Origin of the sequence: Occallatibacter sp. (assembly GCF_049582745.1) — a bacterium.
In the GTDB taxonomy this organism is placed as follows: domain Bacteria; phylum Acidobacteriota; class Terriglobia; order Terriglobales; family Acidobacteriaceae; genus Telmatobacter.
The window spans coordinates 149,221-169,761 of the sequence record NZ_JBAUUO010000067.1; the positions used below are offsets into that span (position 1 = coordinate 149,221).

Below are 20,541 nucleotides of genomic sequence, written 5' to 3' on the forward strand. Positions count from 1 at the left end.
GGCCCTCCCCGCAGGAAGGGCCAATTTCGCCGAACAGAAGTTAACGTTAGTTCACCGTCACAGTGAAGGTCTTGGTAGGTGCGGGGGTAACCGCCGGACTTCCGGTTCCCGTCACAGTGAAAACATATTGGCCGGAGGCAGTACCAGGATCGCTCGTTCCACCACCGCCACCTCCGCCGCTGCTCGAACCGCCGCCGCCCCCGCAGGCCGCAAGGCTGCCAAGTGTCATCACCAGCAGAAACATTCCGAGCATCACTCGCCAGCTGCGCCGCCGCGCCGGGATTCCGAAGAATACCGTCAGGGCCAGGATTGCTCCGGAGCCGGCAATCGCAATTCCCCTCTGCGGAAACGCCGGCCGCGTCAGCATAGCCGTAGTTGCAGCGTTTGTGGTAACTGTCGCAGTGCCCGTTCCATTCATCGCAATCGCGGCAGACGAAACGGAGCAAGTTGGTGTGTCGGCGGCGGAGTTCGCTGGCGCACCTGAATTGAGAGTGCAACTACTCAGGGTGACCGTCCCCGAATAGTTCGTTGTTGTGCTCCAGGTGATGGTTGACGAAGCAGAACTGCCCCGACTGATATTAGCCGGCGTTGTCGCCGCAAGTGTAAAGGCCGACGCTGTCACCGTCACGTTGGCTGAACCCGAGCCAGTCGAATACACCCCGTCGCCGCTGTAGCTTACCGAGAGACTGTCCGTCCCGGCGCTCAGACTGTTTGCCGGAATCGCAAAGATGTAGGTTCCCGCAGCAAGCGTCTGCGCCGAAGAGCTATAGCCGCCGCCCGAAAGCGTCACCGTTCCGGTCGGCGTCGCACCGGTTCCGGTTACGGTTGCTGTTACATTCAGCGTCTGCCCGCCATCGATGCTGCCCGAAGCCGGCGTCACCGTCACCGTTGGCGTCAGCAGAACAAACGTCGTTACCGTCACGACTGCCGAGTTGCTTGCCGACGTGAAGTTGCTATCGCCACCATAGGTCACGGTCAACGTGTCAGATCCTGCGCTCAGACGACCAGCTGGAATCGTAACGGAGTAGTTCCCGCTCGAAAGCGACACCGCCCCGGAGGAGTATCCGCCGCCAACCAGAGTCACTGTGCCGGTTGGCGTTCCCGCCATCCCTGTAACCGATCCCGTTACGGTCAACGGAACATTCGTAAACAAACTGGAAACTGAAGGAACCACGGTCACGGTCGGAGTCGGTACAGTTACCGTTACCGTTGCCGATCCAGACGCGCTGACATATGTGGTGTCTCCTGAGTAATTCACCGTCAATGAGTCTGTTCCCGCGCTCAGGTTCCCACCAGGAATCGTGATCGTTGCGTTCCCGCCAACAAGTGTGGTCACTGGCGACGTGAACCCGCCTCCACCGAGTTGCACTGAACCGGTGGGCGTACCGTTGCTCCCGGCTACGGCTATCTGCACCGTCAAGCTGGCCGACCTCGCAAGGTTGCTCGTCGACGGAGTCACCGTCACCGTCGGCGTAAAGACGGTCACCGTCACCGTCGCCGAACCGGTCGCAGTGACATAGTTCGAGTCGCCGCTATAAGTGGCAGTAAGGACGTCGGAGCCGTTGCTCAGCGAACTGGAAGGAACGGTGACAGTACAGTTGCCTGCTGCGAGTGTGCAGAGTGCAGACGTATATCCGCCACCGCTCAATTGGATTGTTCCTGTCGGCGTCGGTCCCGCACCCGTCACGGCAACTGACACATTCACGCTGCTTACCGTGGCAGTTACGGTCGTCGGATTCGCAACCACTGTCACAGTCGGGGTAAGTTTGTTCACCGTAACGCTGACGGTCCCGGTCGCCATCGCATACGTTGGATCGCCACTATAGTGCGCGGTCAAAGAATAGCTTCCGCCGCTCAGGCTGTTTGCTGGAATCGTGAAGGTGTAACTACCGCTCGCGAGCGTGCCTGCTCCCGCCGAATATCCTCCCCCGGTCAATGTGACCGTTCCGGTGGGCGTTCCGCTCGCACCAGTCACCGTCACTGTCACGCTCGTCGTCTGGTCCACATTGATGGTGCTTGGCGTAGCAGCCACAGCCACCGTCGCTGTTGCGGTACCCGTAGCTGCGGACCACGCATTCACGACGTTGGCCACGTTGAGCGATCCCAAACCGGTGGCCTCGTCGTATCCGGTTCCGGCGGCGAAACCGGAAAGGATTCCCCACGCGTCTCCAGAGTGCGACACTGTGCAATTCAAGGCGCCCGCGGTGCATGGCATTGCAATTGTTCCCGTATTGATGTCATTGAAGGAACAACTGCCCGAAGCCGTCACAGTCTCGGCGGAGCAACCCGCGTAAGTCTGCTTACCGGCAAGCACGTAGAGTTCGGAGTTCGGGTTGCCCTGAGGCGAACCCGCCTTCTGATTGATCAGCGCCATCACTCCGGCCATCGCAGGAGAAGCCACGGAGGTTCCGCCGATCTCCTCCCCACTAGGCTCAGTGGTGGAGGTTGCCGAAGCGACGCACGTTCCGGAGTCTGAAACGCAAATCAGGTAGGCGCTCCCCAGAAGTCCATTTCCCGCGAAAAACGACACATCCGGAATATCGCGCTTATTGTCGTTTGGAATGCCCGTTACACCGCTCTGCCAGCTAGGCTTCGCATATCCGCCCGTACAGCTTGCAGCGGTCGATCCATCGCTGCTGGTACAGTTGCTGGCGCCGCCGCCGCCACCGATCGAATCGACGTAAATAGAGAGATCCACCGCAGGGCTCGTGTGAGCCGCAATCGTCGAATACCAGGTCACGACAAAGTTGCAGGCGCTCTCGGCGTCTGTTGGACTGGTCGCACTGTAACCATTGTTTCGAAGCTGCGTCGCCCAGGATTGGAAATAGCCCAAGGACAGCGGGTTCGTGCAGGAATCATTCCACGAAACCTCCGGGATATAGCCCTTCGCCGTAGAACCATTCGTGGAATTATCCGTTGCGTTCCAGTACGGCGCAGCTGCGGCGCCCCAATGTAGATCCGTTCCTCCCACCGCCGTATTGAAAGGGGTTGATGCAATTCCACTCACACTTAGGCCGAACTCCGCTCCGTACGGAGTGCCGGCGGCATCGCCACCCTGATCGCACGAAGGCGAGCCGGAATCGCCCGTAGCCACAAACACGGCGATCCCTTGCGTGGCGGCACTTTGCCACAGACCGTTGTAGGCGGTATTTCCGCTTGTCCCCTCGAACAGTTCGCATAGACCATAACTCACATTGAGAATCCTGGCCCCAAGAGTGGAGACGTTCTGAATGACGTACTGCGCCGAGTCATAGATTGCGTCATTCGTATTCGTCTGCTGCGTCGCCACCAGGTCTACCGTCGCGCCCTTGGCTACCGCGCCCGACCACTCCACATCCAGCGCATTCTCAATCTGGTCGTCAAGCGTGCAATTCCCCGACGTTCCCGTGCAGAATCCCGGATCCGTGCCGTTCTTGATCAGATTGAAAGCCCCGCCTGTCAAGCCGAACGTGCTGCGAAATGTGGCCACGTCCGATGCTCTTACGTCGCTTCTTCCGGCAATTGCAATGGTCTGCCCGGTGCCGTCAATCGGCGAAGCAGCCGTCCAAAGTGGAAGCACATTGTAGATCGCCGCAAAATCATACGGTGCTACATCCTCAATCTGGCAATTTGTGCCGCAACCAAAGCCCATTTCGGGCCGCGGGTTCAAACTCGTCGCATTCCCCGTCGCAACCCGTTCCCACTTCCCGGTTTCCTGGTTCAGCACGACTTTGCTTCCCGTCCGATGCAGCGGCCTCGGAATAAAGTTATGCAGCGCCTTCGGTCCCAGAACCACCGGCTCCAGCGCCATCGGAATCTGCGGATCGCTCATATTCGAAATGTGCGGCTCGCCCTTCACCATCAGGTTGTGAATCACTGTGTGGAACGTCCCCTCCACCTGGGCTGCGCTCCCGCTGAAACGGATCGTCATGCGATCTTTCGAAACTCCGTCAACCGATAGCCCATGGCTCGACAGCCACGAGCAGACCGTTGCAATGTCTGCAGGCGCAGGGCCGAATTTCTCGCCAACTTCCTGGGGCTCAAGCCAATGATGGTAATTCGATGATGTCGCGTCGTACTGGCTCTCCACAAACGCGTCAAACGCGGCCTGCTGCTCAGGGCTGCGGCGCAAAACGAGGATCAGCCCATCCATGCGCAAATCGGAACTGACTCGTCCGCGATCGTTCTGTGCGATTGCCGCTGGAGGCGTGTTGCCTTCCAGCCTCACCAGTTGGCTCTCGTTGACCTTCTCGACAATTAATGCCTTCGGCGCACTGCTTTGCGCGTGCGCGCTGGTCTGCGCAAAAGGCAACACTCCAGAGAGACATACCAGGGCAATGCAACGAAGAGCCAATCTGTGCAGAGGGAGCATTTTACTGACCGTGAACCTTTCTCGGGGTCTTCCCCCGAAGAAGCGATACGTGCGTGGCGAGACCGGTGCATGCTCCAGGGCAGGCGACACGTGCTCTGGGCGCAATAGTGAAGGAACTGATTCGGTCGAATTGTACCCTTAATCGTTCTGACGCAATATGACCAGTTCGTACCTCCCTCGGTTACTTTTCTGGGAGCGAATGTGTGGTGAATCACTTCCACGGATCGCTCGAAATGCCCTCCTCGCTAGCCAATCGGAGGGCGAACTTACAACGCGCAATCGCCTCTATGCACATCTTTCCCATACTCGAGACTCCCGCACCCGCTCTTCATTTCCATCTCACCCGAGGCGCCATGTCGTAGAATGAGGCCGCTTCCGGAATACGCTTTCACGCGCCCCGAATTGCAGCGCCGCAAAGCACAATTCCGGAAATCCGAACGCACTTTCAGGGATGGATTGCGATGAAGCCTTCTCTTCGTACCTATGTTCTTTCTTTCGTCCTCCCGGCAACTGTGGCAAGCTGGGGAATGATGAGCGCTCAAGCCCAGACTGTAACCGAGATCGGCGGGCAGAAGATCGTCACCCTTGCCCGCAAGGCAACCAGTACCACGAAGCCGGAGTTCACCAGCATCACCGTAATGCCCGGCCGCGGCATGGAACTGCTCCAGATCACTGCCAACTTCCCGGGTCGCGGAAATGTCGATGTCCTCGCATCTCCCGATGCAGCTGAATCGAAAAAAATGCTGGACCAGGACGATACCGCCAACGGCGACCTTGGCTACCGCCTCGGATCGGCCTTCCTCGTCCCCTATCCCAATCGCATTCGCGGCAAGCTCTCCGCGGACAGCAAGACGCTCACCACCGAGTGGCACGGCCACACCATCACCCTGCCCGCCAACAACATCGGCAAGGAGCCCGGCGCGGAGCGCCATGCCATGCACGGCCTCATCCTGAAAGCCCATACCGACGACGTCGCCGAGAAGATTATCCCCGGCGGCAAGGAAGTTTCGGGCGTCATTCATGCCGGTGACTTCGGCGGCCACTGGCTTTCGAAGACCGACCTCATCTTCACCATCAGCCTCACCGCCGACGCGGTCGATGCCGTTGTCGTGGCCAAGAACGTCGGCAATGAAGACGAGCCGATCGCAATCGGCTGGCATCCCTACTTCAACTTCCCCTCCGGCGACCGCACCCAGGCTCGCTTGCAGGTTCCTGCCTCCATGCTGGCCAAGGTCGACAACTACGACAACGTCTTTCCCACCGGCAAGCTCGTCCCCGTTACAGGACAATACGACCTCCGCGCCGGCCAGCCGCTCTACAAGAATTTCTACGATGACAACTGGAGCAATCTCGACTGGAAGAACGGCGTCGTCCAGGTGAATATCTCCGATCCCGCCGCCCACTACGGGGTCCGAATCGAAGGCCTCTCACCGGAGATCAAGACCATCCAGGCCTATGCCCCTCCGGCCAAGAACTTCGTCGCCGTCGAAGACCAGTTCAACTTCGCCGACCCCTTCGGCAAGGAGTGGGGTTCGATGGACACCGGCATGGTAACCCTCAAGCCTGGCCAGAGCACCAAGTGGCACGTCCGCCTCAAGCTGTTTATTCCGTAACCTCTTCACAGTCATTACGCTTGAGCGGCCCGGGGTTCCCAAGATTCGGGCCGTTCAAGGGTCAGAACATTGCGCATCGGATCTGAGCCGCAGAAGGATTTTCGCCAATCGGAGCGAAATCCCCGGCGAACGCGTCCTACAAGCAACTCTCGCCTCCCAATGAGCTTCATCATTCCGTATGCAAAGAGATTCATCATCGCCGGCCGCCGGTCAGCCATCCACCTCAACCGATTCCTCGGCGGAAACCACAGAGCTGATCGACTATCTTCTGTCAGAGGCGCTTGCACTGAACGCCTCTGACGTCATCCTGGTCAACGGGTCGCCTCCTACACTCCGCGTTAACGGTGCGCTTAAACCACTCGCGGGCGGCGAGCTCTCAACCGAGGACATCTGGAGTCTGTTGACGCCGTTGATGTCCCCGGCCCGGCTCGAAGAGTTGAATCGCCAAAAGTGTCTCGATTTCTGCTTTGAACGCGGATCAGCTGGAAGATTTCGCGCAAACTTCCACTTCCAGCGTGGAACCATCGCAGCCTCGATCCGTCTCCTTCCCCGCCAGATCCCGACGATCGAGTCGCTACATCTCCCGCAGTCGCTCTCCGCCCTCGCCGAGCGACGCCAGGGGCTCATCCTTCTCACCGGGGCCACAGGCTGCGGAAAGACCTCCACCATGGCCGCCTTGATCAACGCCATCAATTGCAACCGCCGCGACCACATCATCACCATCGAGGACCCGATCGAATTTCAACAGCCGAATCAGTGCTCGCTCGTGGAACAGATCGAAGTAGGATCCGACACTCCCGGATTCGCCCAGGCAGTCCGCGCCGTCCTGCGCCAGGATCCCGATGTCATCCTCATCGGCGAAATGCGCGACAGCGAAACAATGGCGGCCGCCTTGACCGCCGCTGAGACCGGGCACCTCGTCCTCACTTCGCTGCACACCAACGACGCCGCCCAGACCGTCTCACGCATCCTCGACATCTTCCCCGCAGGCTTTCAATCCCAGATGCGACGTCAGCTCTCCCTCGCCCTGCTGGCCGTCATTCATCAGCGGCTCTTGCCCGCAATCAACGGAGTCGATCGGTATCCCGCCGTTGAAATCCTCATGGCCACCGGTGCAATCCGCAATCTGATTCGCCGTGGAGACGACCATCAGCTCAGGGCCAACATTGAAACCGGCCGCTCCGAAGGCATGCAGACCATCGAACAGTCCCTGGCTGAACTCGTGCGCACCCAGCGCATCTCACGCGATACAGCCTATGCCCACACCAGCCACCCCGAAGATCTCCGTCGCCACCTTGGCGAATAACCCCCAGACAAACGAATGACCTTCCTCTTATACTTGCGCGCGAAACGCTCAAGAAAATCGGCAATAGCTTTTTTACAGTGGGGAACGTCCATGATTTCTTTCCGTCGCCGCAGCATAGTCCTCGCATTTACAGCGTGCGGAGCCTTCGTCCCGATGTCGATCGCACAGGAATTCAACCTGACCATCGGTAAACACGAAGTGGTGCAGTCCAAGATCCTCGGGGAGAAACGAGACATTCTCGTATCCACGCCGCATGAGCCCAAACCAAACATGCCGCTTCTGATTGTCCTTGACGGTGAATGGAACTTCACCAAGGTCGCTGTCGTTGTGGATCATCTTGTCTCGAATGGCCGCCTGCCGCCCATGGTCGTTGCTGGAGTCGTGAATACCGATCGCGGTCGCGACTTGACTCCAACTTTCGAAGCGGGCGAGTTTGCCTCCGGACCTTCGGATCGGTTTCTGTCGTTCCTCGCTGACGAATTGATCCCTCACCTTGCAGCCGAATACCCCATCGGCGCCTACCGCAGCCTGGCCGGCCACTCCAATGCAGGAATGTTCTCGCTGTATGCGTTCATTCGCCGTCCTGACGTCTTTCGCGCAAACATTGCGCTGAGCCCCAGCTTCGGACTCGACGATCGCTTCGTTGCGCTGCTCGCCAGAGCGATCGCAAAACCGGGCTCGGCGCCTCGCTTTGTCTTCATTGGCGCAGGCGGAGATGAGGAGGCAGATATCGCGGTCGGCGCCTTGCGCTTCGCAAAGACCTTCGAAAGCAGCCCCAATGCCGACCTGGAATATCGCTACGAAGTTTTTCCCGGAGAGACCCACGGTTCGGTGGGATTGCGTGCCTTTTATCGTGCCCTCGAAGATCTCGCGCAGCCCGATCCACATCTCGCCTCTGGTCCTGCACGGTACCTGAGTGAGGCACAACGTCGCCGGCATGCATGGGTCCGCCGCTTCGGTTCCACCTTCGACGATAAGCCCCTGCCGGAATTCTCCGTGGCTCGTCCGATGCTTGACGCGCTTGCGTCCACCGACGCGGAGAACCTCGGCGCTCATTGGGAGCGTCTTAGAACGGAGTTTGCCGACGACTTCCGTTTCGATCCGGTCGAGCGTCAGAACCTGATCGAAGCCCTCGATGCCAAGGGTCGTACTGAAGACGCGAAAAAGCTCCGTGCTCTGCCGGGATTCGACGCCGACCATTCGCTGGCGAATAACTATGGAACCGCGTTGCATTTGAACGACGGGCTCGTTGCTTACCTTCCCATGCAGGGAGCGGCCGCCGATGTCTGTCACCCGAACATCGCACCAACGGTTCACGCAGCACCCCTTGTGCCCGATCGCCATGGCCGGCCAAATAGTGCATATCGCTTTAGTGGCGATGGCGCCTTCATTGAGATTCCCGGCAATCAAGACTTCAATACCGCGGGTTCTATCAGCGTTGCAGCCTGGGTGCGCCCGCACAAGCCCGCAGCCTATTCCGCGTGGGTTTCGCAGGTGGGTCCAAGATGGGGCTCACAATGGCGACTCGGGTTTGGGCCAAACCCGCTGCGCAGTGGGGTACCACGACATTCGGAACCCGTTGGACCGATTACTGGGCCAGCGGTGATGGTCTCGCGGTGGACACCTGGGTCCACACCGCGGCCGTTTTCGACCAGACGCTGGGCGAGTTGCATCTTTACGTCAACGGCCGCGAGGTCGAAACGGTCCACGACCTTGTTCCGTGGGGCGCGGGCCCGGGACCGCTGCTTATCGGAGCGCAACGCGACGACGGACTCTTCTTCAACGGCGATGTGGGAGAAGTGCGCGTCTATCGCCGTGCGCTGAATAGTGCGGAAGTCACTGCGCTCAGCACAAGAGAGACAGATGCGACCGCCGCAGCCGTGCAGCCGAAGACGACGGTTGCCTGCTTCCACGTATCGCCGCAATAGCAGATTTAGATTTTTTGGTACGCAGGGCATTCGATGGCTTTGCTGTGCCGAAGAGTCGTTGAGTTTCGACGTAATCTGGAGGGGCCATGGACCGTAGAGAGTTTCTCGGCGCCGCTGCATCGGTTGCAGCACTGTCCGCCATCTCAGCCCACCGAACTGACGCAATGCCAGCGAATGTTAAACACCCCCGCGCCATCACCATGTGGGAGTTCTCCTGGATCGAGCGCCGCTGGCCCGGCGCCGGCTTCGAAGATTGGGATCGCGCCCTCGATGAACTGAAGGAACGCGGATACAACGCCGTGCGCATCGATCCCTTCCCGCACCTGCTCGCGGCCGACCCCCATAAGACCTGGACGCTCTGGCCCGAATGGAATACCCAGATGTGGGGCTCGCCCGATGTGAACCGCATCGTCCTGCTGCCCGCGCTCTTTGACTTCATCGGCAAATGCCGCGACCGCGGCATCAAGGTCGGTCTCTCCACCTGGTACCGCAAAGATGACGCCGACACCCGCATGACCATCACCGCCCCTGAGGTCATGGCCGCAAACTGGATCAAGACGCTTGACCTGATCTCCGGTGCCGACCTGATCGATTCAATCCTCTACACCGATCTCTGCAATGAATGGCCCGGCGAAGACTGGGCTCCGTTCATGAAACCGCCGCTCACCTATGGCCAGTGGGACAATCCCGCATCGCTCGACTATATGCACAAGGCTATCGCTCTCGTCCGCGCCCAATATCCCGCCATGCCGCTGCTGTTCTCGGTTGCCGGCGGCAGCATGCAAAGCTTCCTCGATCACGACCTCCACGACTTCGACCTGCTCGATCCTCATATATGGATGGCCCAACAGTATGGCGGCGAGTTCTACAAGCTCGCCGGATACACCTACGAACGCTTCGATCCCAAGGGCTACACCAACCTGGGTCTCAAGGCAGAAGACGTCTACCGCGCGCGTCCCGACTACTGGCAGAAAGGACTCGAAACCAACATCGACGCATTCGCCGGCGTCTCGCGCAAAATCAAAATGCCTCTGATCACCACCGAGTGCTGGGCCGTGGTCGACTACAAGGACTGGCCTCTCCTCAAGTGGGATTGGGTCAAGGACCTCTGTGCAATCGGCGTCCGCCGTGCCGCATCCTCCGGGCGTTGGCTCTCGATCGCCACCAGCAACTTTTGCGGTCCACAATTCGTTGGTATGTGGCGCGATGTTGCCTGGCACCAGCATTTGACGCACACCATCAAGTCCGTAGAAATCGCACCCGACCTGCGCCACGGCCGTTTGTACGACCGGCTGTGATTGATCCGACCCGCCCCGGTGCGGCAACTCGATGTTTCTGGCAGCCTCAAGCTGGTAACGAGATACTAGTCGGGTCGTCCAGTGTAGTGCTGTACGTGATGGACTTCGGCATGATCTTCAAGAGACTCCAAATGGGTGGTGACCTCCGCTGGCACCTCCAAATCAATCGTCAGCCGCTCTTCGAGCATTGTCGCTTGCCGGTGTGCTTCGCCCACTGCCATGGCGTGGGGAAACAATAGGTGGACCTCGATGATCTGGCGATAGCCTGTGGTTCTGAAGCGCACGCCGTGGTAGTGGAGCCCCAGTTCCTTGCAAATGACATCGAGCTGATTGCGAATCTGGTGACCGATCTTGGGGTCGGAGTAGTCAAGCAATCCCTTCATCGAGTGCCACATCAGGCGACCGCCCGACCACAGAATGTTTGCCGCCACGGCAAAGGCAACTAGCGGATCGAACGGCTTCCATCCGCTTATCATCACCAATCCCAAGCCCGCAACGACGCCAAAGCTCGTCCAACTGTCCGTCAGGACATGCTTTCCGTCCGCCTCAAGAATCAGCGAGTGACTCCGTCTACCCATCCGCACCAGGTACCAGCCCAGAATGGCGTTCACCACTCCGGCGGCCAAGACCAGCGTCACCCCGCCTCCCAGGTGATCCAGGGTTAGACCGTGTCTCCACTTTTGAGTCGTCGTAACGATGATGCTTCCAGCGGCCAGCACGATCATTGCGCCTTCAAAACCAGCGGAGAAAAACGTGATTCGCTCGAATCCATAGTGGAATTGCGGAACCGCCGGTCGGGTGCTCAGCCATAGACTGAATACAGCAAACGCAACGGCGACCACATGCACGACTGATTCAGCCGCATCGGAAAAGATGGCCGAAGACCCCGTAAACAAGTACGCGGCCACCTTGCCGACTAGCATGAGTACGCCGACGAACAAAGATAGCCGCATCGCAAAACGAGCATCGCGATGCTGCTGCTCGATTTTCCCCGATGGAACCGGACCCGGTGAGGCCGTCACGCCCTTACCTTCTGTCTACGAAGACTGCAAGACTTCAAACCCAGTCTACGCTTGGCCAAGGGTCCCGAATCTCTATCTTCAGATCGCCTGTCGTGTTGGATAAAGAAGGAATTGAGAGTGGCTGAAAGATGCTTGCGCACGGCCAATTCATCGTAGCTCTGACAACCGCCCTCCGCGGATCAGAACCTCAACAAACTACTCCCCAGCTTGCTCAACTTCACCGTGCGCCCCGTTCGCGCCGACTCCCGCGCCGCATCCAGAATCTGCATCACGATCACGTTGGTATCGAGAGCCGTCAGGTCTCCCTTCGGCACAATCTCCCCCCGAAGCACCGCCGAGAGATACGCAAGCGAATCGCGCTCCCGCGCAGGCAGCTCCGGCGCAGTCGTCATGCGCTCCTCGGAATCATGCTCATGCCGAATCCGAATTTGGTCGGCCGCAACCGTAATGGCGTAGCCCGTCGCTCCGTAGACCTCCATATCCTTCCGCCCGAACGGCCAGTTCCACGACCCCATAATGACGGCCTGCGCATGCGGATATTGCAGAATGATCGTCGAGTCATCGTCGACCTTCGGATAGAGCTGCGGCTTGTCGTGATTCACCACAGCCGTCACTGTCTGCGGCGTCTCTCCGTGCATCAGCCACGTCATCAGATCCACGCCATAACAGCCAAAGTCGTAGAGCGCGCCGGCTCCATTCTGCTTCGGATCGGTAAGCCAGTTCAGAAACTCAGGCGGCACGCCAATTTCTTTTGGCCCCTGGTGACCGTCGTGAACAACCACGCGCCGAATCTCGCCGATGCGCCCCTCGCTCGCTTCTTCGTAAGCTGCCCTGTTGCTCGGGTACCACGTGGTCTCGTAATTCACCAGAACCTGGATCTTGTGTTCCCGTGCGACGCGCCGAATCGCGAGCGCGTCCTCAAGAGAGATGGTCAGCGGTTTTTCGACCATCACCGACACTCCATACTGCGCGGCGATCTCGATGGCATGGCGGTGCTCGCCGATCGACGTATACACCAGCACCGCCTGCGGCTTGGTCCGCTCAATCATGCTGGCTTCGCTCTTGTAAAACAGCGCGTCCGGCAGCGAATACTTCTTCCCGTACTTCTGCCACAATTCTGTGTTTGCGTCGGCGATCCCTATCAGCTGCACATCCGTGTGCTTCGGAAGCTGCGACAGGAAGCCCTCTACATGGCCGTGCTCAAGACCCACGATTGCCACCTTCAGAGGATGTGGCCCTTCACCACGGGCACCCGCGGGAGCGGCAGCAATCAACGAGACCATCAACATTGAGATCAACAGAAATGAGTTGCGAAAACCTGGAGCGCGCATCAAGTTCGAATTCCTCCTGCGGCCCCGATTCTACAGCCCACGGCCCCGCTGACCTATCCGCACTTTGAAGTACTGACGTCCCAGCGCCGCCCCGAGTTTGATGAATTTTGCAACAGCGCATTCGTAAACCGGCAACCGCCAAAAACCGTCAATCCCGGCATGGGGACGGCACTGATTCGTTTTCGATGCCCTTGCTGCGGCTACCGGACTCTCGACGCGCCAAACACCTTGGCACTTTGTCCTGTCTGCTGGTGGGAGGACGACGGCCAGGAGGATGACGACGCATCCGAGGTCCGGAACACCGTCAACGGCGAGTTAAGCCTCAACGAAGCCCGTCTGCACTACTCCCAGTGCGGCGCCGCCCACCCCCGTTTCCTGCCTTACGTCCGCAAACCAGAGGTCTCTGAGCAGTAACGTGTCTTCTGCGGTCCGCCAGGCAACCCTTCCGGCCCGGCCCGTTTGACCGCCCCCGCAAACCCTCTTACCATGAACTGAGGCATTATCCCCGCCACACGACGCTGTTACCGTCTGGTGACAGCCCGCTGTAGCAGCAAGATTTGGCGCCTGTCGCGCCCGGAAGGTACAACGTTGAGCACCGCTGACACACTCGAAACCAACCCCGCATCGGGTACACCCGAAGACGCAAACGGCCACGAAGGCCACGATCACGAACACGACCCTAACCACGAACATCTACCCCACGAGCATCAACATGGTCCGGTTCTCAATCCCGATTGCACCCGCGAACTGGTGCTCGATGTTCCCGCAGAGGAAGTGTCCAAAGCCTTCCGCACCGTTGTTCGCAATTACCAGAAATACGCCAAGCTTCCCGGCTTCCGACCCGGCAAAGTGCCCGAGGCCGTAGTCCGCCGCCGGTTCGCCACCGAGATCCGCAAAGAAGTCATCGACGGCCTGCTCCCTGACCGCTTCAGCAAAGGCGTCCGCGAACTCGGCATCCGCCCCGTGGGCCAGCCACAGGTAACCGAACTGACCGTGGAAGAAGGCCAGCCGCTACACGTCAAGGCTGTCTTCGAATACCTGCCTGACTTCTCCATCGAAGGCTATGAGCAGGTTGTCGTAGAGAAACCCTCGGTCGAAGTGACCGTCGATGAATTCAATCACGAAATGACCCAGCTCCTGGAGTCCCGAGCCATCGTTGAGCCCGTCGATGAAGACCGCGTCATCGTCGACGGCGACTGGGCCGAGATATCCTACACCGGCCTTATGACCGAGGACGCCGAGGCGACTCCCATCACCGGCGAAGACTCCCTCGTCGAGGTCGGCGGCAAAGATACGGTAGATGCGTTCACCCAGGCCCTGCGCGGCGCCAAACCCGGCCAGGAACTGAAAGCAGAAGTCATCTACCCGGCCGACTATCCCGAAGCCAAGCTCCAGGGCAAGACCGTCGCCTACGACGTCGCCGTGAAAGCCATTAAAAAACGGACGCTGCCCGAATTGAACGACGAGTTCGCCAAGGAAGTCGGAAATTACGAAAGTTTGGACGATTTGCAGTCCCGTGTCCGCGAACACATGGCCAGCCGCAAGCGCCGCAGCGTTGAAGCCGAAACCAAGGACCGCCTGTTCGCCGAATTGGTCAATAAATACCAGTTCCCGGTGCCGGAAAGCCTTGTGCAAGACCAGATCGATGCCCGCCTCGAGCGTGGCCTGCGGGCCCTCGCCGCCCAGGGCATGAACCCAGAACAGATGCGCAAGCTCGATTTCGGCCGCCTCCGCGGCGCCCAGCGCGATTCCGCCCTCGCCGAGGTCAAAGCCCACATCCTGATGGACCGGATCGCTGAAAAAGAAGGGGTTGCGATCACCGACGAAGAGCTCGACAGGGAGTTACAATTGGCGGCAATCCAGTCCCGCGAACCGTACGAAACCCTCCGCCAGCGTTTGACGGACGACGGCGGTCTCGCTAGAATCCGGGAACAATTGAAACGCGAAAAAACCGCTAGTCTGCTGTACGAAAGATTGCCTGCGTAGTCGCTGAGTTCGCGAAACCGCCGTGCTGACCGGAACTTGCACCACCCCGGACCCCACGGCCATCAAATAGGACGGGGCAATAACCCCGCGAGGGATAAAACTCGAATGGCACTGGTTCCCATGGTGGTTGAGCAGACGAGTCGCGGCGAGCGCGCCTACGACATCTATTCCCGTCTGCTTCGCGACAACATCATTTTCCTCGGCACGCCGATCGACGATCAGGTAGCCAATCTCATTGTTGCTCAAATGCTGTTTCTCTCGGGCGAAGATCCGGAGAAGGACGTCCAGCTCTACATCAACTCCCCCGGAGGCTCCATTACCGCCGGGTTGGCAATCTATGACACAATGCAGTTCATACGCAACAATGTCGTGACATACTGCATTGGTCAGGCGGCCAGCATGGGTGCATTCCTGCTGCTCGCCGGAACAAAGGGCAAGCGGTTTGCTCTGCCAAACGCGCGTATCCTTATCCATCAGCCATCGATGGGTGGGCTGAGCGGCCAGGCAACGGATATCGATATTCATGCACGCGAAATCCTGCGCATCCGCGAAATCACCAATAGCCTGATGGCGAAGCACACCAATCAGCCGCTCGACCGCATTGAGCGCGACGTGGAACGCGACTTTATCATGAACTCGACGCAAGCCAAGGAATACGGCATCATTGACGAAATCATCGATCGACCGCGCACATAGCGGCCGCGCAGTCTGTAAGCCACTTTTTGAAAAGGCCAGTCCAAAGGGAGCAAAAAAATGAAAACGCGCACGGGACCTGAAGAAGCGCTGCGGTGCTCGTTCTGCCACAAATCGCAGGACGCTGTAGCGAAGTTGATCTCGTCGCCCAGCGACTATCCACGGGCATACATATGCGATGAGTGTGTCGCTGTCTGCAACTCCATCCTTGAAGACGATCGCGGAGATGCCACCCATCCCGCAAACGCCGCCGGCCATCTGCCCAAGCCGCAGGAGGTCAAAAGCTTCCTCGACGACTACGTCATCGGTCAGGACCAGACCAAGAAAAAACTCGCTGTCGCCGTCTACAACCACTACAAGCGCGTGCAGATGAATCGCATGCGCAACAACGAAGTCGAACTCGCAAAATCGAACATCCTGCTTATCGGCCCCACCGGCTCCGGCAAGACGCTCCTGGCGCACACCCTGGCCAAGATGCTCGATGTTCCCTTCGCCATCGTTGACGCCACCACGCTCACTGAAGCCGGCTACGTCGGCGAAGATGTCGAGAACATCATCCTCAAGCTCCTCCAGGCAGCCGACGGCGATGTCACCCGCGCTCAGCAGGGCATCATCTACATCGACGAAATCGACAAAATCGGCCGCAAGGACGAGAACCCCTCCATCACCCGCGATGTCTCCGGCGAGGGCGTACAGCAGGCACTGCTCAAGATCCTCGAAGGCACCGTTGCCAATGTCCCGCCGCAGGGTGGACGCAAACACCCGCACCAGGAGTTCACCGCAGTCGACACCACCAACATTTTGTTTATCTGCGGCGGCGCCTTCGTCGGCCTCGAGCGCGTAGTCGGCCGTCGTGTCGGCAAGAAAGCTCTCGGCTTCAAAGCCGTCGATGCCGAGGCCGATGCGGCAACGACACGCTCGCATCGCGACACCGAGTTGCTCCGCAAGACCGAACCGCAGGACCTCATCAAGTACGGATTAATTCCCGAATTCGTCGGCCGCCTCCCCGTCATGGGTATCCTCGATGAGCTCGACGAAGATGCGCTGGTTGAAATCCTCACCAAGCCGCGCAACGCAATCGTCAAGCAGTACCAGCGTCTGCTCGAGTATGAGAATGTTCGCCTCCACTTCACGCAGGAAGCCATCTGTGGTATTGCCCGTGAGGCCTTGGCTCGCAAGGTTGGAGCACGCGGTCTGCGCATGATTCTCGAAGAACTGATGCTCGACCTGATGTATCACCTGCCCAGCAACAAGAAGGTGCGCGATCTCGAAATCACCAAAGACATGGTCGAGCGCCGCGATCTATCGCTCTGCCTGCTTGAAAAAGCCGGATAACCTCGTTGCACAACTAGCTTTCGTACACTAAGGTCACAACGCCCCGGCGATGTGACCTTTGAGTTTTAGCTTGAACAAAACGAGGGTGTCATTCTGAGTGAACGGGGCCCCGAACGTATTTCAGTTCGGGGGTGGTGAGCGAAGAATCTGCTTTTTTCGGCTCCAGACTCACCTCAATGATCTTGAGACCTCAAACTATTCTTTGCCGGCGCCCCCCTTCGCATGCAATCAATTTGCATTTGAAACCAACGGCGCATATCGTAAATCGCATGTTTTTGCCGCGCTCCACAGTTCTTCTCGGCTTCCTGAGCGCCGTCGCACTTGCGCAGCCCCAGCCACCGGCAACCTCGTTTGAAGCTGCGTCGGTCAGGCCCAGCCAGAACGAAGTCGGGCCCGACTACAACAACCAGATTGCCTACACACCCGACGGCTTCAACGGAAAGAACGTCACGCTCCGACGTCTTATTGCTGAAGCGTGGCACTGTCAGGTCAACCAGGTCTCCGGGTCGTCGTGGCTCGACCACAACGAATACGACATCGCGGCGCGCGCTCCCGAAGGCGCGACCAGGGAGCAGATGCAGCCGATGCTGCGCGCGCTTCTCGTCGACCGCTTCCGCTTGAAGCAACACAGCGAGAGCAAATTGATGCGCGTATACGAATTGGAAATCGGCAAGAATGGCCCGAAAATCAAACCTGTTCAGGACGAAAGTACGCCCTCAGCGGGTCATGGATTTCGCTTCCGCGGAGACATGCGGCAGTTCGCCGATCTTCTGGCCATTCAATTCACAATGCCCGCGCCCGAGAACCCCGGTGTTCCTGTGAAAGCGGGTGGTCCCGCGATTCCGGTCCTCGACAAGACAGGGCTGCAAGGCACCTACGACTTCAGCGTGGACCGACCGCCTGAGTTGGGAACTGACATCTTTACAGCATGGAAACGAGCCCTTGAAGATCAACTCGGCCTGAAGATTGAAAGTCGCATGGACCACGTCGCAGTTGTCGTAGTCGAGGATGCGTCAAAGATCCCGACCGCAAACTGATATCGCCGGTCCGTCGACACTTTCCTCCCACGCAACTGACTTTCGTATACTCAAAGGTCACGTCACCACCGCAGATGTGACCTCTGAGTCTTTAGGCATTCGTGTGCCCTCCGTCTGCCCAATCCGCTGTACAATCCCAACAAGGCGCGCGGGATACATGAGTCCCCTGGCATCGTCCCGCGTCTAAGACTCATGGTGCATTTATGACTTCTTCCAAAGACAAGAGCGAGCCGCGCAAACTTCCCATGATGCCCATTCGGGACATGGTGATCTTCCCCTACATGATGACGCCGTTCGTCGTCGGCCGCCTTTCGAGCGTGCGCGCTCTTGAAGAAGCACTCAATGGCGATCGCAAAATATTTCTCGCCACCCAGCACGACGCCTCCATCGACGAGCCCAGGGCTAAGGAGATCTACCAGGTCGGCTCCATCTGCAATATTGTCCAGAGCGTCAAAATGCCCGACGGCAACATCAAGGTGCTGGTCGAAGGCGTCGAACGCGCAAAGTCGACCGAAGTGAACGACAAGGATGGATTCTTCGTCGCCACCGTGCGCACCGGCAAGACCGATTTTGAAATGACACCGGCCGTCGAGCAACTGATGCAGCGCGTCACCACCTTGTTCGAGCAGTATGTAAAGCTCCAGCAGTCGCTCAACTACGAAACCATCATCGCGACCGTTCGGATGGATGAGCCGGCGAAGCTCTCCGACACTATCGCCGCCAATCTGCAAATGGGCATCGAGGAAAAACAGGAACTGCTCGGCATCTTCGATCCCGCTGCTCGCCTCGCGCGCATCGCCGATGTGCTCGACATCGAAATCGAAAAACTCGATCTCGACCGCAACATCCAGTCGCGCGTAAAGCGCCAGATGGAGCGCGCGCAGAAAGAGTACTACCTCAACGAAAAAATCAAGGCCATCCAGAAGGAACTCGGCCGCGGCGAAAAGAGCGAGTTCGACGAACTCCGCAAAAAGATCGAAGCCGCCGGCATGCCAAAGGAAACACTCGAGAAAGCGATCCAGGAGCTCAAGAAGCTCGAAGCCATGCCGCCCATGTCGGCCGAATCCACCGTCAGCCGCAACTACATCGACTGGCTGCTCGCAGTGCCGTGGAAGAAAAAATCGAAAGAAACACGCTCCATCGACTTCGCCGAAAAAGTGCTGAACGAAGATCACTACGGCCTCGAAAAAATCAAGGAGCGTATCCTCGAATTCCTTGCGGTCCGCCAGCTTGTCAAAAATCCGAAGGGCTCGATTCTCTGCTTCGTCGGACCTCCGGGCGTAGGCAAAACTTCGCTCGGCATGTCCATCGCCAAGGCAACGGGCCGCAAGTTCGTTCGCCTCTCTCTAGGCGGCGTGCGCGACGAAGCCGAGATTCGCGGCCATCGCCGCACCTACATCGGCGCACTGCCCGGACAGATCATCCAGCACATGAAGCGCGCCGGCACCAAGAACCCTGTCTTCCTGCTCGACGAAGTCGACAAAATGGCTTCCGACTTCCGCGGCGATCCCGCCTCCGCCCTGCTTGAAGTTCTCGATCCCGAGCAGAACACCACCTTCCAGGATCACTACCTCGACGTGGACTACGACCTCTCGCAGGTCCTCTTTGTCGCCACGGCCAATGTGCTGCACACCGTTCCCGCAGCGCTGCAGGACCGCATGGAAGTGCTGCGTCTTCAGGGCTACACCGAGCAGGAGAAACTCGAAATCGCCAAGCAATACCTGGTGAAGAAGCAGCGCGGACAAACGGGCTTGAACGACAAGAACGTCGTCTTCACCGACGATGCCATCCTCGAGATCATCCGCAACTACACCCGCGAAGCAGGAGTCCGCAACCTCGAACGCGAGATCGGCAACGTATGTCGCAAAGTGGCTCGCCGCGTTGTGAAGAAGGGCGCAAAGCACAAGGAAGAAATCACCGCAGCGAGCATCAGCGAATTCCTCGGCGTGGCGCGCTTCCGCGACTCCGAAGTCCACGAGAAGAGCGAAGTTGGCCTCGTAACCGGCCTTGCGTGGACTGAAGTCGGCGGCAGCATCCTCACCACCGAAGTCACGGTCCTCGACGGCAAGGGCAAGCTCACCATCACCGGCCAGCTCGGCGACGTCATGCAGGAGTCGGCGCAGGCCGCCCTCGCCTACATCCGCGGACGCGCACAGGCCCTGGGGCTCAGCCGCGAGTTCTATCGCAACGTCGACCTCCACCTGCACGTACCAGAAGGCGCCATACCCAAGGACGGCCCGTCCGCAGGCATCACCATGGCTACAGCGCTTGCAAGCGCGCTCGCCAAGATCCCCGTCCGGCGCGACATCGCCATGACCGGCGAAATCACGCTGCGCGGCAAGGTTCTGCCCATCGGCGGCTTGAAAGAAAAGCTCCTCGCCGCCCTGCGCGCGGGAATTTTCCAAGTCATCCTGCCCAAGGCCAACGAGAAAGATGTTGCCGAGTTACCCGACAACATCAAGAAATCCATGAAGCTCCACTTCGTCGACACCATGGACGAAGTGCTCGCGCTGGCGCTCGAAAGCCCGCTACCCACGCCCGTTCCTCAAGAGGCCGAAGTGCTCTCCGCCGTCCCGCCATCATCCGACGTCGTATCCGGACAGGTCGCTCGGCAGTAAAACGCGCAGTTTACGGCATCGCC

13 protein-coding genes and 1 pseudogene are annotated in these 20,541 nt (G+C 59.0%); 11 read left to right on the forward strand and 3 right to left on the reverse strand.

Annotated elements, in window-relative coordinates:
* Window positions 1-46: 46 nt before the first annotated feature.
* Window positions 47-4,291 carry an Ig-like domain repeat protein gene (locus tag WCA10_RS11420; protein ID WP_472822648.1) on the reverse strand — a complete coding sequence of 1,415 codons (4,245 nt, stop codon included), beginning with the start codon at window positions 4,289-4,291 and terminating at the stop codon, window positions 47-49.
* Between the two features lie 521 nt (window positions 4,292-4,812).
* Between WCA10_RS11420 and WCA10_RS11425 the strand changes: the two genes are divergently transcribed.
* The 5 genes and pseudogenes from WCA10_RS11425 (at window position 4,813) to WCA10_RS11445 (ending at window position 10,496) form a co-directional block, all read left to right on the forward strand.
* Window positions 4,813-5,964, forward strand: a complete 1,152-nt coding sequence (locus WCA10_RS11425; protein ID WP_472822649.1) for an aldose epimerase family protein — start codon at window positions 4,813-4,815, stop codon at window positions 5,962-5,964.
* 178 nt (window positions 5,965-6,142) lie between these two features.
* Complete coding sequence (locus tag WCA10_RS11430) at window positions 6,143-7,270, forward strand: type IV pilus twitching motility protein PilT (protein WP_472822650.1); 1,128 nt, start codon at window positions 6,143-6,145, stop codon at window positions 7,268-7,270.
* Between the two features lie 153 nt (window positions 7,271-7,423).
* Window positions 7,424-7,879, forward strand: a pseudogene (locus WCA10_RS11435) (alpha/beta hydrolase); the annotation flags it as partial.
* Between the two features lie 908 nt (window positions 7,880-8,787).
* The gene (locus WCA10_RS11440; RefSeq protein WP_472822651.1) at window positions 8,788-9,198 is read left to right on the forward strand and encodes a LamG domain-containing protein; all 411 of its coding nucleotides are present in this window, start codon (window positions 8,788-8,790) and stop codon (window positions 9,196-9,198) included.
* 86 nt (window positions 9,199-9,284) lie between these two features.
* Window positions 9,285-10,496 (forward strand): cellulase-like family protein, encoded by a 1,212-nt coding sequence (locus tag WCA10_RS11445; RefSeq protein WP_472822652.1) that lies wholly within the window; start codon window positions 9,285-9,287, stop codon window positions 10,494-10,496.
* Window positions 10,497-10,561: 65 nt separating this feature from the next.
* On the opposite strand, the gene WCA10_RS11450 is transcribed toward WCA10_RS11445, so the two are convergent.
* Both WCA10_RS11450 and WCA10_RS11455 read right to left on the reverse strand, forming a co-directional pair.
* Window positions 10,562-11,518, reverse strand: coding sequence for a cation diffusion facilitator family transporter (locus tag WCA10_RS11450; RefSeq protein ID WP_472822653.1), 957 nt, complete (start codon window positions 11,516-11,518; stop codon window positions 10,562-10,564).
* Between the two features lie 179 nt (window positions 11,519-11,697).
* Window positions 11,698-12,849: a Gfo/Idh/MocA family protein gene (locus WCA10_RS11455; protein WP_472822654.1), complete on the reverse strand. Its 1,152-nt coding sequence runs from the start codon at window positions 12,847-12,849 to the stop codon at window positions 11,698-11,700.
* Window positions 12,850-13,008: 159 nt separating this feature from the next.
* Between WCA10_RS11455 and WCA10_RS11460 the strand changes: the two genes are divergently transcribed.
* The 6 genes from WCA10_RS11460 to lon all read left to right on the forward strand — a co-directional run bounded on the left by WCA10_RS11460 (window position 13,009) and on the right by lon (window position 20,518).
* On the forward strand, window positions 13,009-13,263 hold the full coding sequence (locus WCA10_RS11460; RefSeq protein WP_472822655.1) for a CPCC family cysteine-rich protein: 255 nt from the start codon (window positions 13,009-13,011) through the stop codon (window positions 13,261-13,263).
* 174 nt (window positions 13,264-13,437) lie between these two features.
* Window positions 13,438-14,835 carry a trigger factor gene (gene tig / locus WCA10_RS11465; protein WP_472822656.1) on the forward strand — a complete coding sequence of 466 codons (1,398 nt, stop codon included), beginning with the start codon at window positions 13,438-13,440 and terminating at the stop codon, window positions 14,833-14,835.
* 105 nt (window positions 14,836-14,940) lie between these two features.
* Window positions 14,941-15,531 carry an ATP-dependent Clp endopeptidase proteolytic subunit ClpP gene (clpP, locus tag WCA10_RS11470; RefSeq protein ID WP_472822657.1) on the forward strand — a complete coding sequence of 197 codons (591 nt, stop codon included), beginning with the start codon at window positions 14,941-14,943 and terminating at the stop codon, window positions 15,529-15,531.
* A 57-nt stretch (window positions 15,532-15,588) separates the two neighbouring features.
* Entirely contained in the window at window positions 15,589-16,863 is a 1,275-nt protein-coding gene (gene clpX / locus WCA10_RS11475) for an ATP-dependent Clp protease ATP-binding subunit ClpX (protein WP_472822658.1), read from the forward strand.
* A 269-nt stretch (window positions 16,864-17,132) separates the two neighbouring features.
* Window positions 17,133-17,900 carry a TIGR03435 family protein gene (locus WCA10_RS11480; protein ID WP_472822659.1) on the forward strand — a complete coding sequence of 256 codons (768 nt, stop codon included), beginning with the start codon at window positions 17,133-17,135 and terminating at the stop codon, window positions 17,898-17,900.
* A 203-nt stretch (window positions 17,901-18,103) separates the two neighbouring features.
* Window positions 18,104-20,518: an endopeptidase La gene (gene lon / locus WCA10_RS11485; protein ID WP_472822660.1), complete on the forward strand. Its 2,415-nt coding sequence runs from the start codon at window positions 18,104-18,106 to the stop codon at window positions 20,516-20,518.
* Window positions 20,519-20,541: the final 23 nt, after the last annotated feature.

What these genes read in the sequence shown, in the direction of transcription:
- WCA10_RS11425 (WP_472822649.1), top strand. Translation starts at nt 4,813, where the DNA reads ATGAAGCCTTCTCTTCGTACCTATGTTCTTTCTTTCGTCCTCCCGGCA.
- WCA10_RS11430 (WP_472822650.1), top strand. Translation starts at nt 6,143, where the DNA reads ATGCAAAGAGATTCATCATCGCCGGCCGCCGGTCAGCCATCCACCTCA.
- WCA10_RS11440 (WP_472822651.1), top strand. Translation starts at nt 8,788, where the DNA reads ATGGCGACTCGGGTTTGGGCCAAACCCGCTGCGCAGTGGGGTACCACG.
- WCA10_RS11445 (WP_472822652.1), top strand. Translation starts at nt 9,285, where the DNA reads ATGGACCGTAGAGAGTTTCTCGGCGCCGCTGCATCGGTTGCAGCACTG.
- WCA10_RS11455 (WP_472822654.1), bottom strand. Translation starts at nt 12,849, where the DNA reads ATGCGCGCTCCAGGTTTTCGCAACTCATTTCTGTTGATCTCAATGTTG.
- WCA10_RS11460 (WP_472822655.1), top strand. Translation starts at nt 13,009, where the DNA reads ATGGGGACGGCACTGATTCGTTTTCGATGCCCTTGCTGCGGCTACCGG.
- clpP (WP_472822657.1), top strand. Translation starts at nt 14,941, where the DNA reads ATGGCACTGGTTCCCATGGTGGTTGAGCAGACGAGTCGCGGCGAGCGC.
- clpX (WP_472822658.1), top strand. Translation starts at nt 15,589, where the DNA reads ATGAAAACGCGCACGGGACCTGAAGAAGCGCTGCGGTGCTCGTTCTGC.
- WCA10_RS11480 (WP_472822659.1), top strand. Translation starts at nt 17,133, where the DNA reads ATGTTTTTGCCGCGCTCCACAGTTCTTCTCGGCTTCCTGAGCGCCGTC.
- lon (WP_472822660.1), top strand. Translation starts at nt 18,104, where the DNA reads ATGACTTCTTCCAAAGACAAGAGCGAGCCGCGCAAACTTCCCATGATG.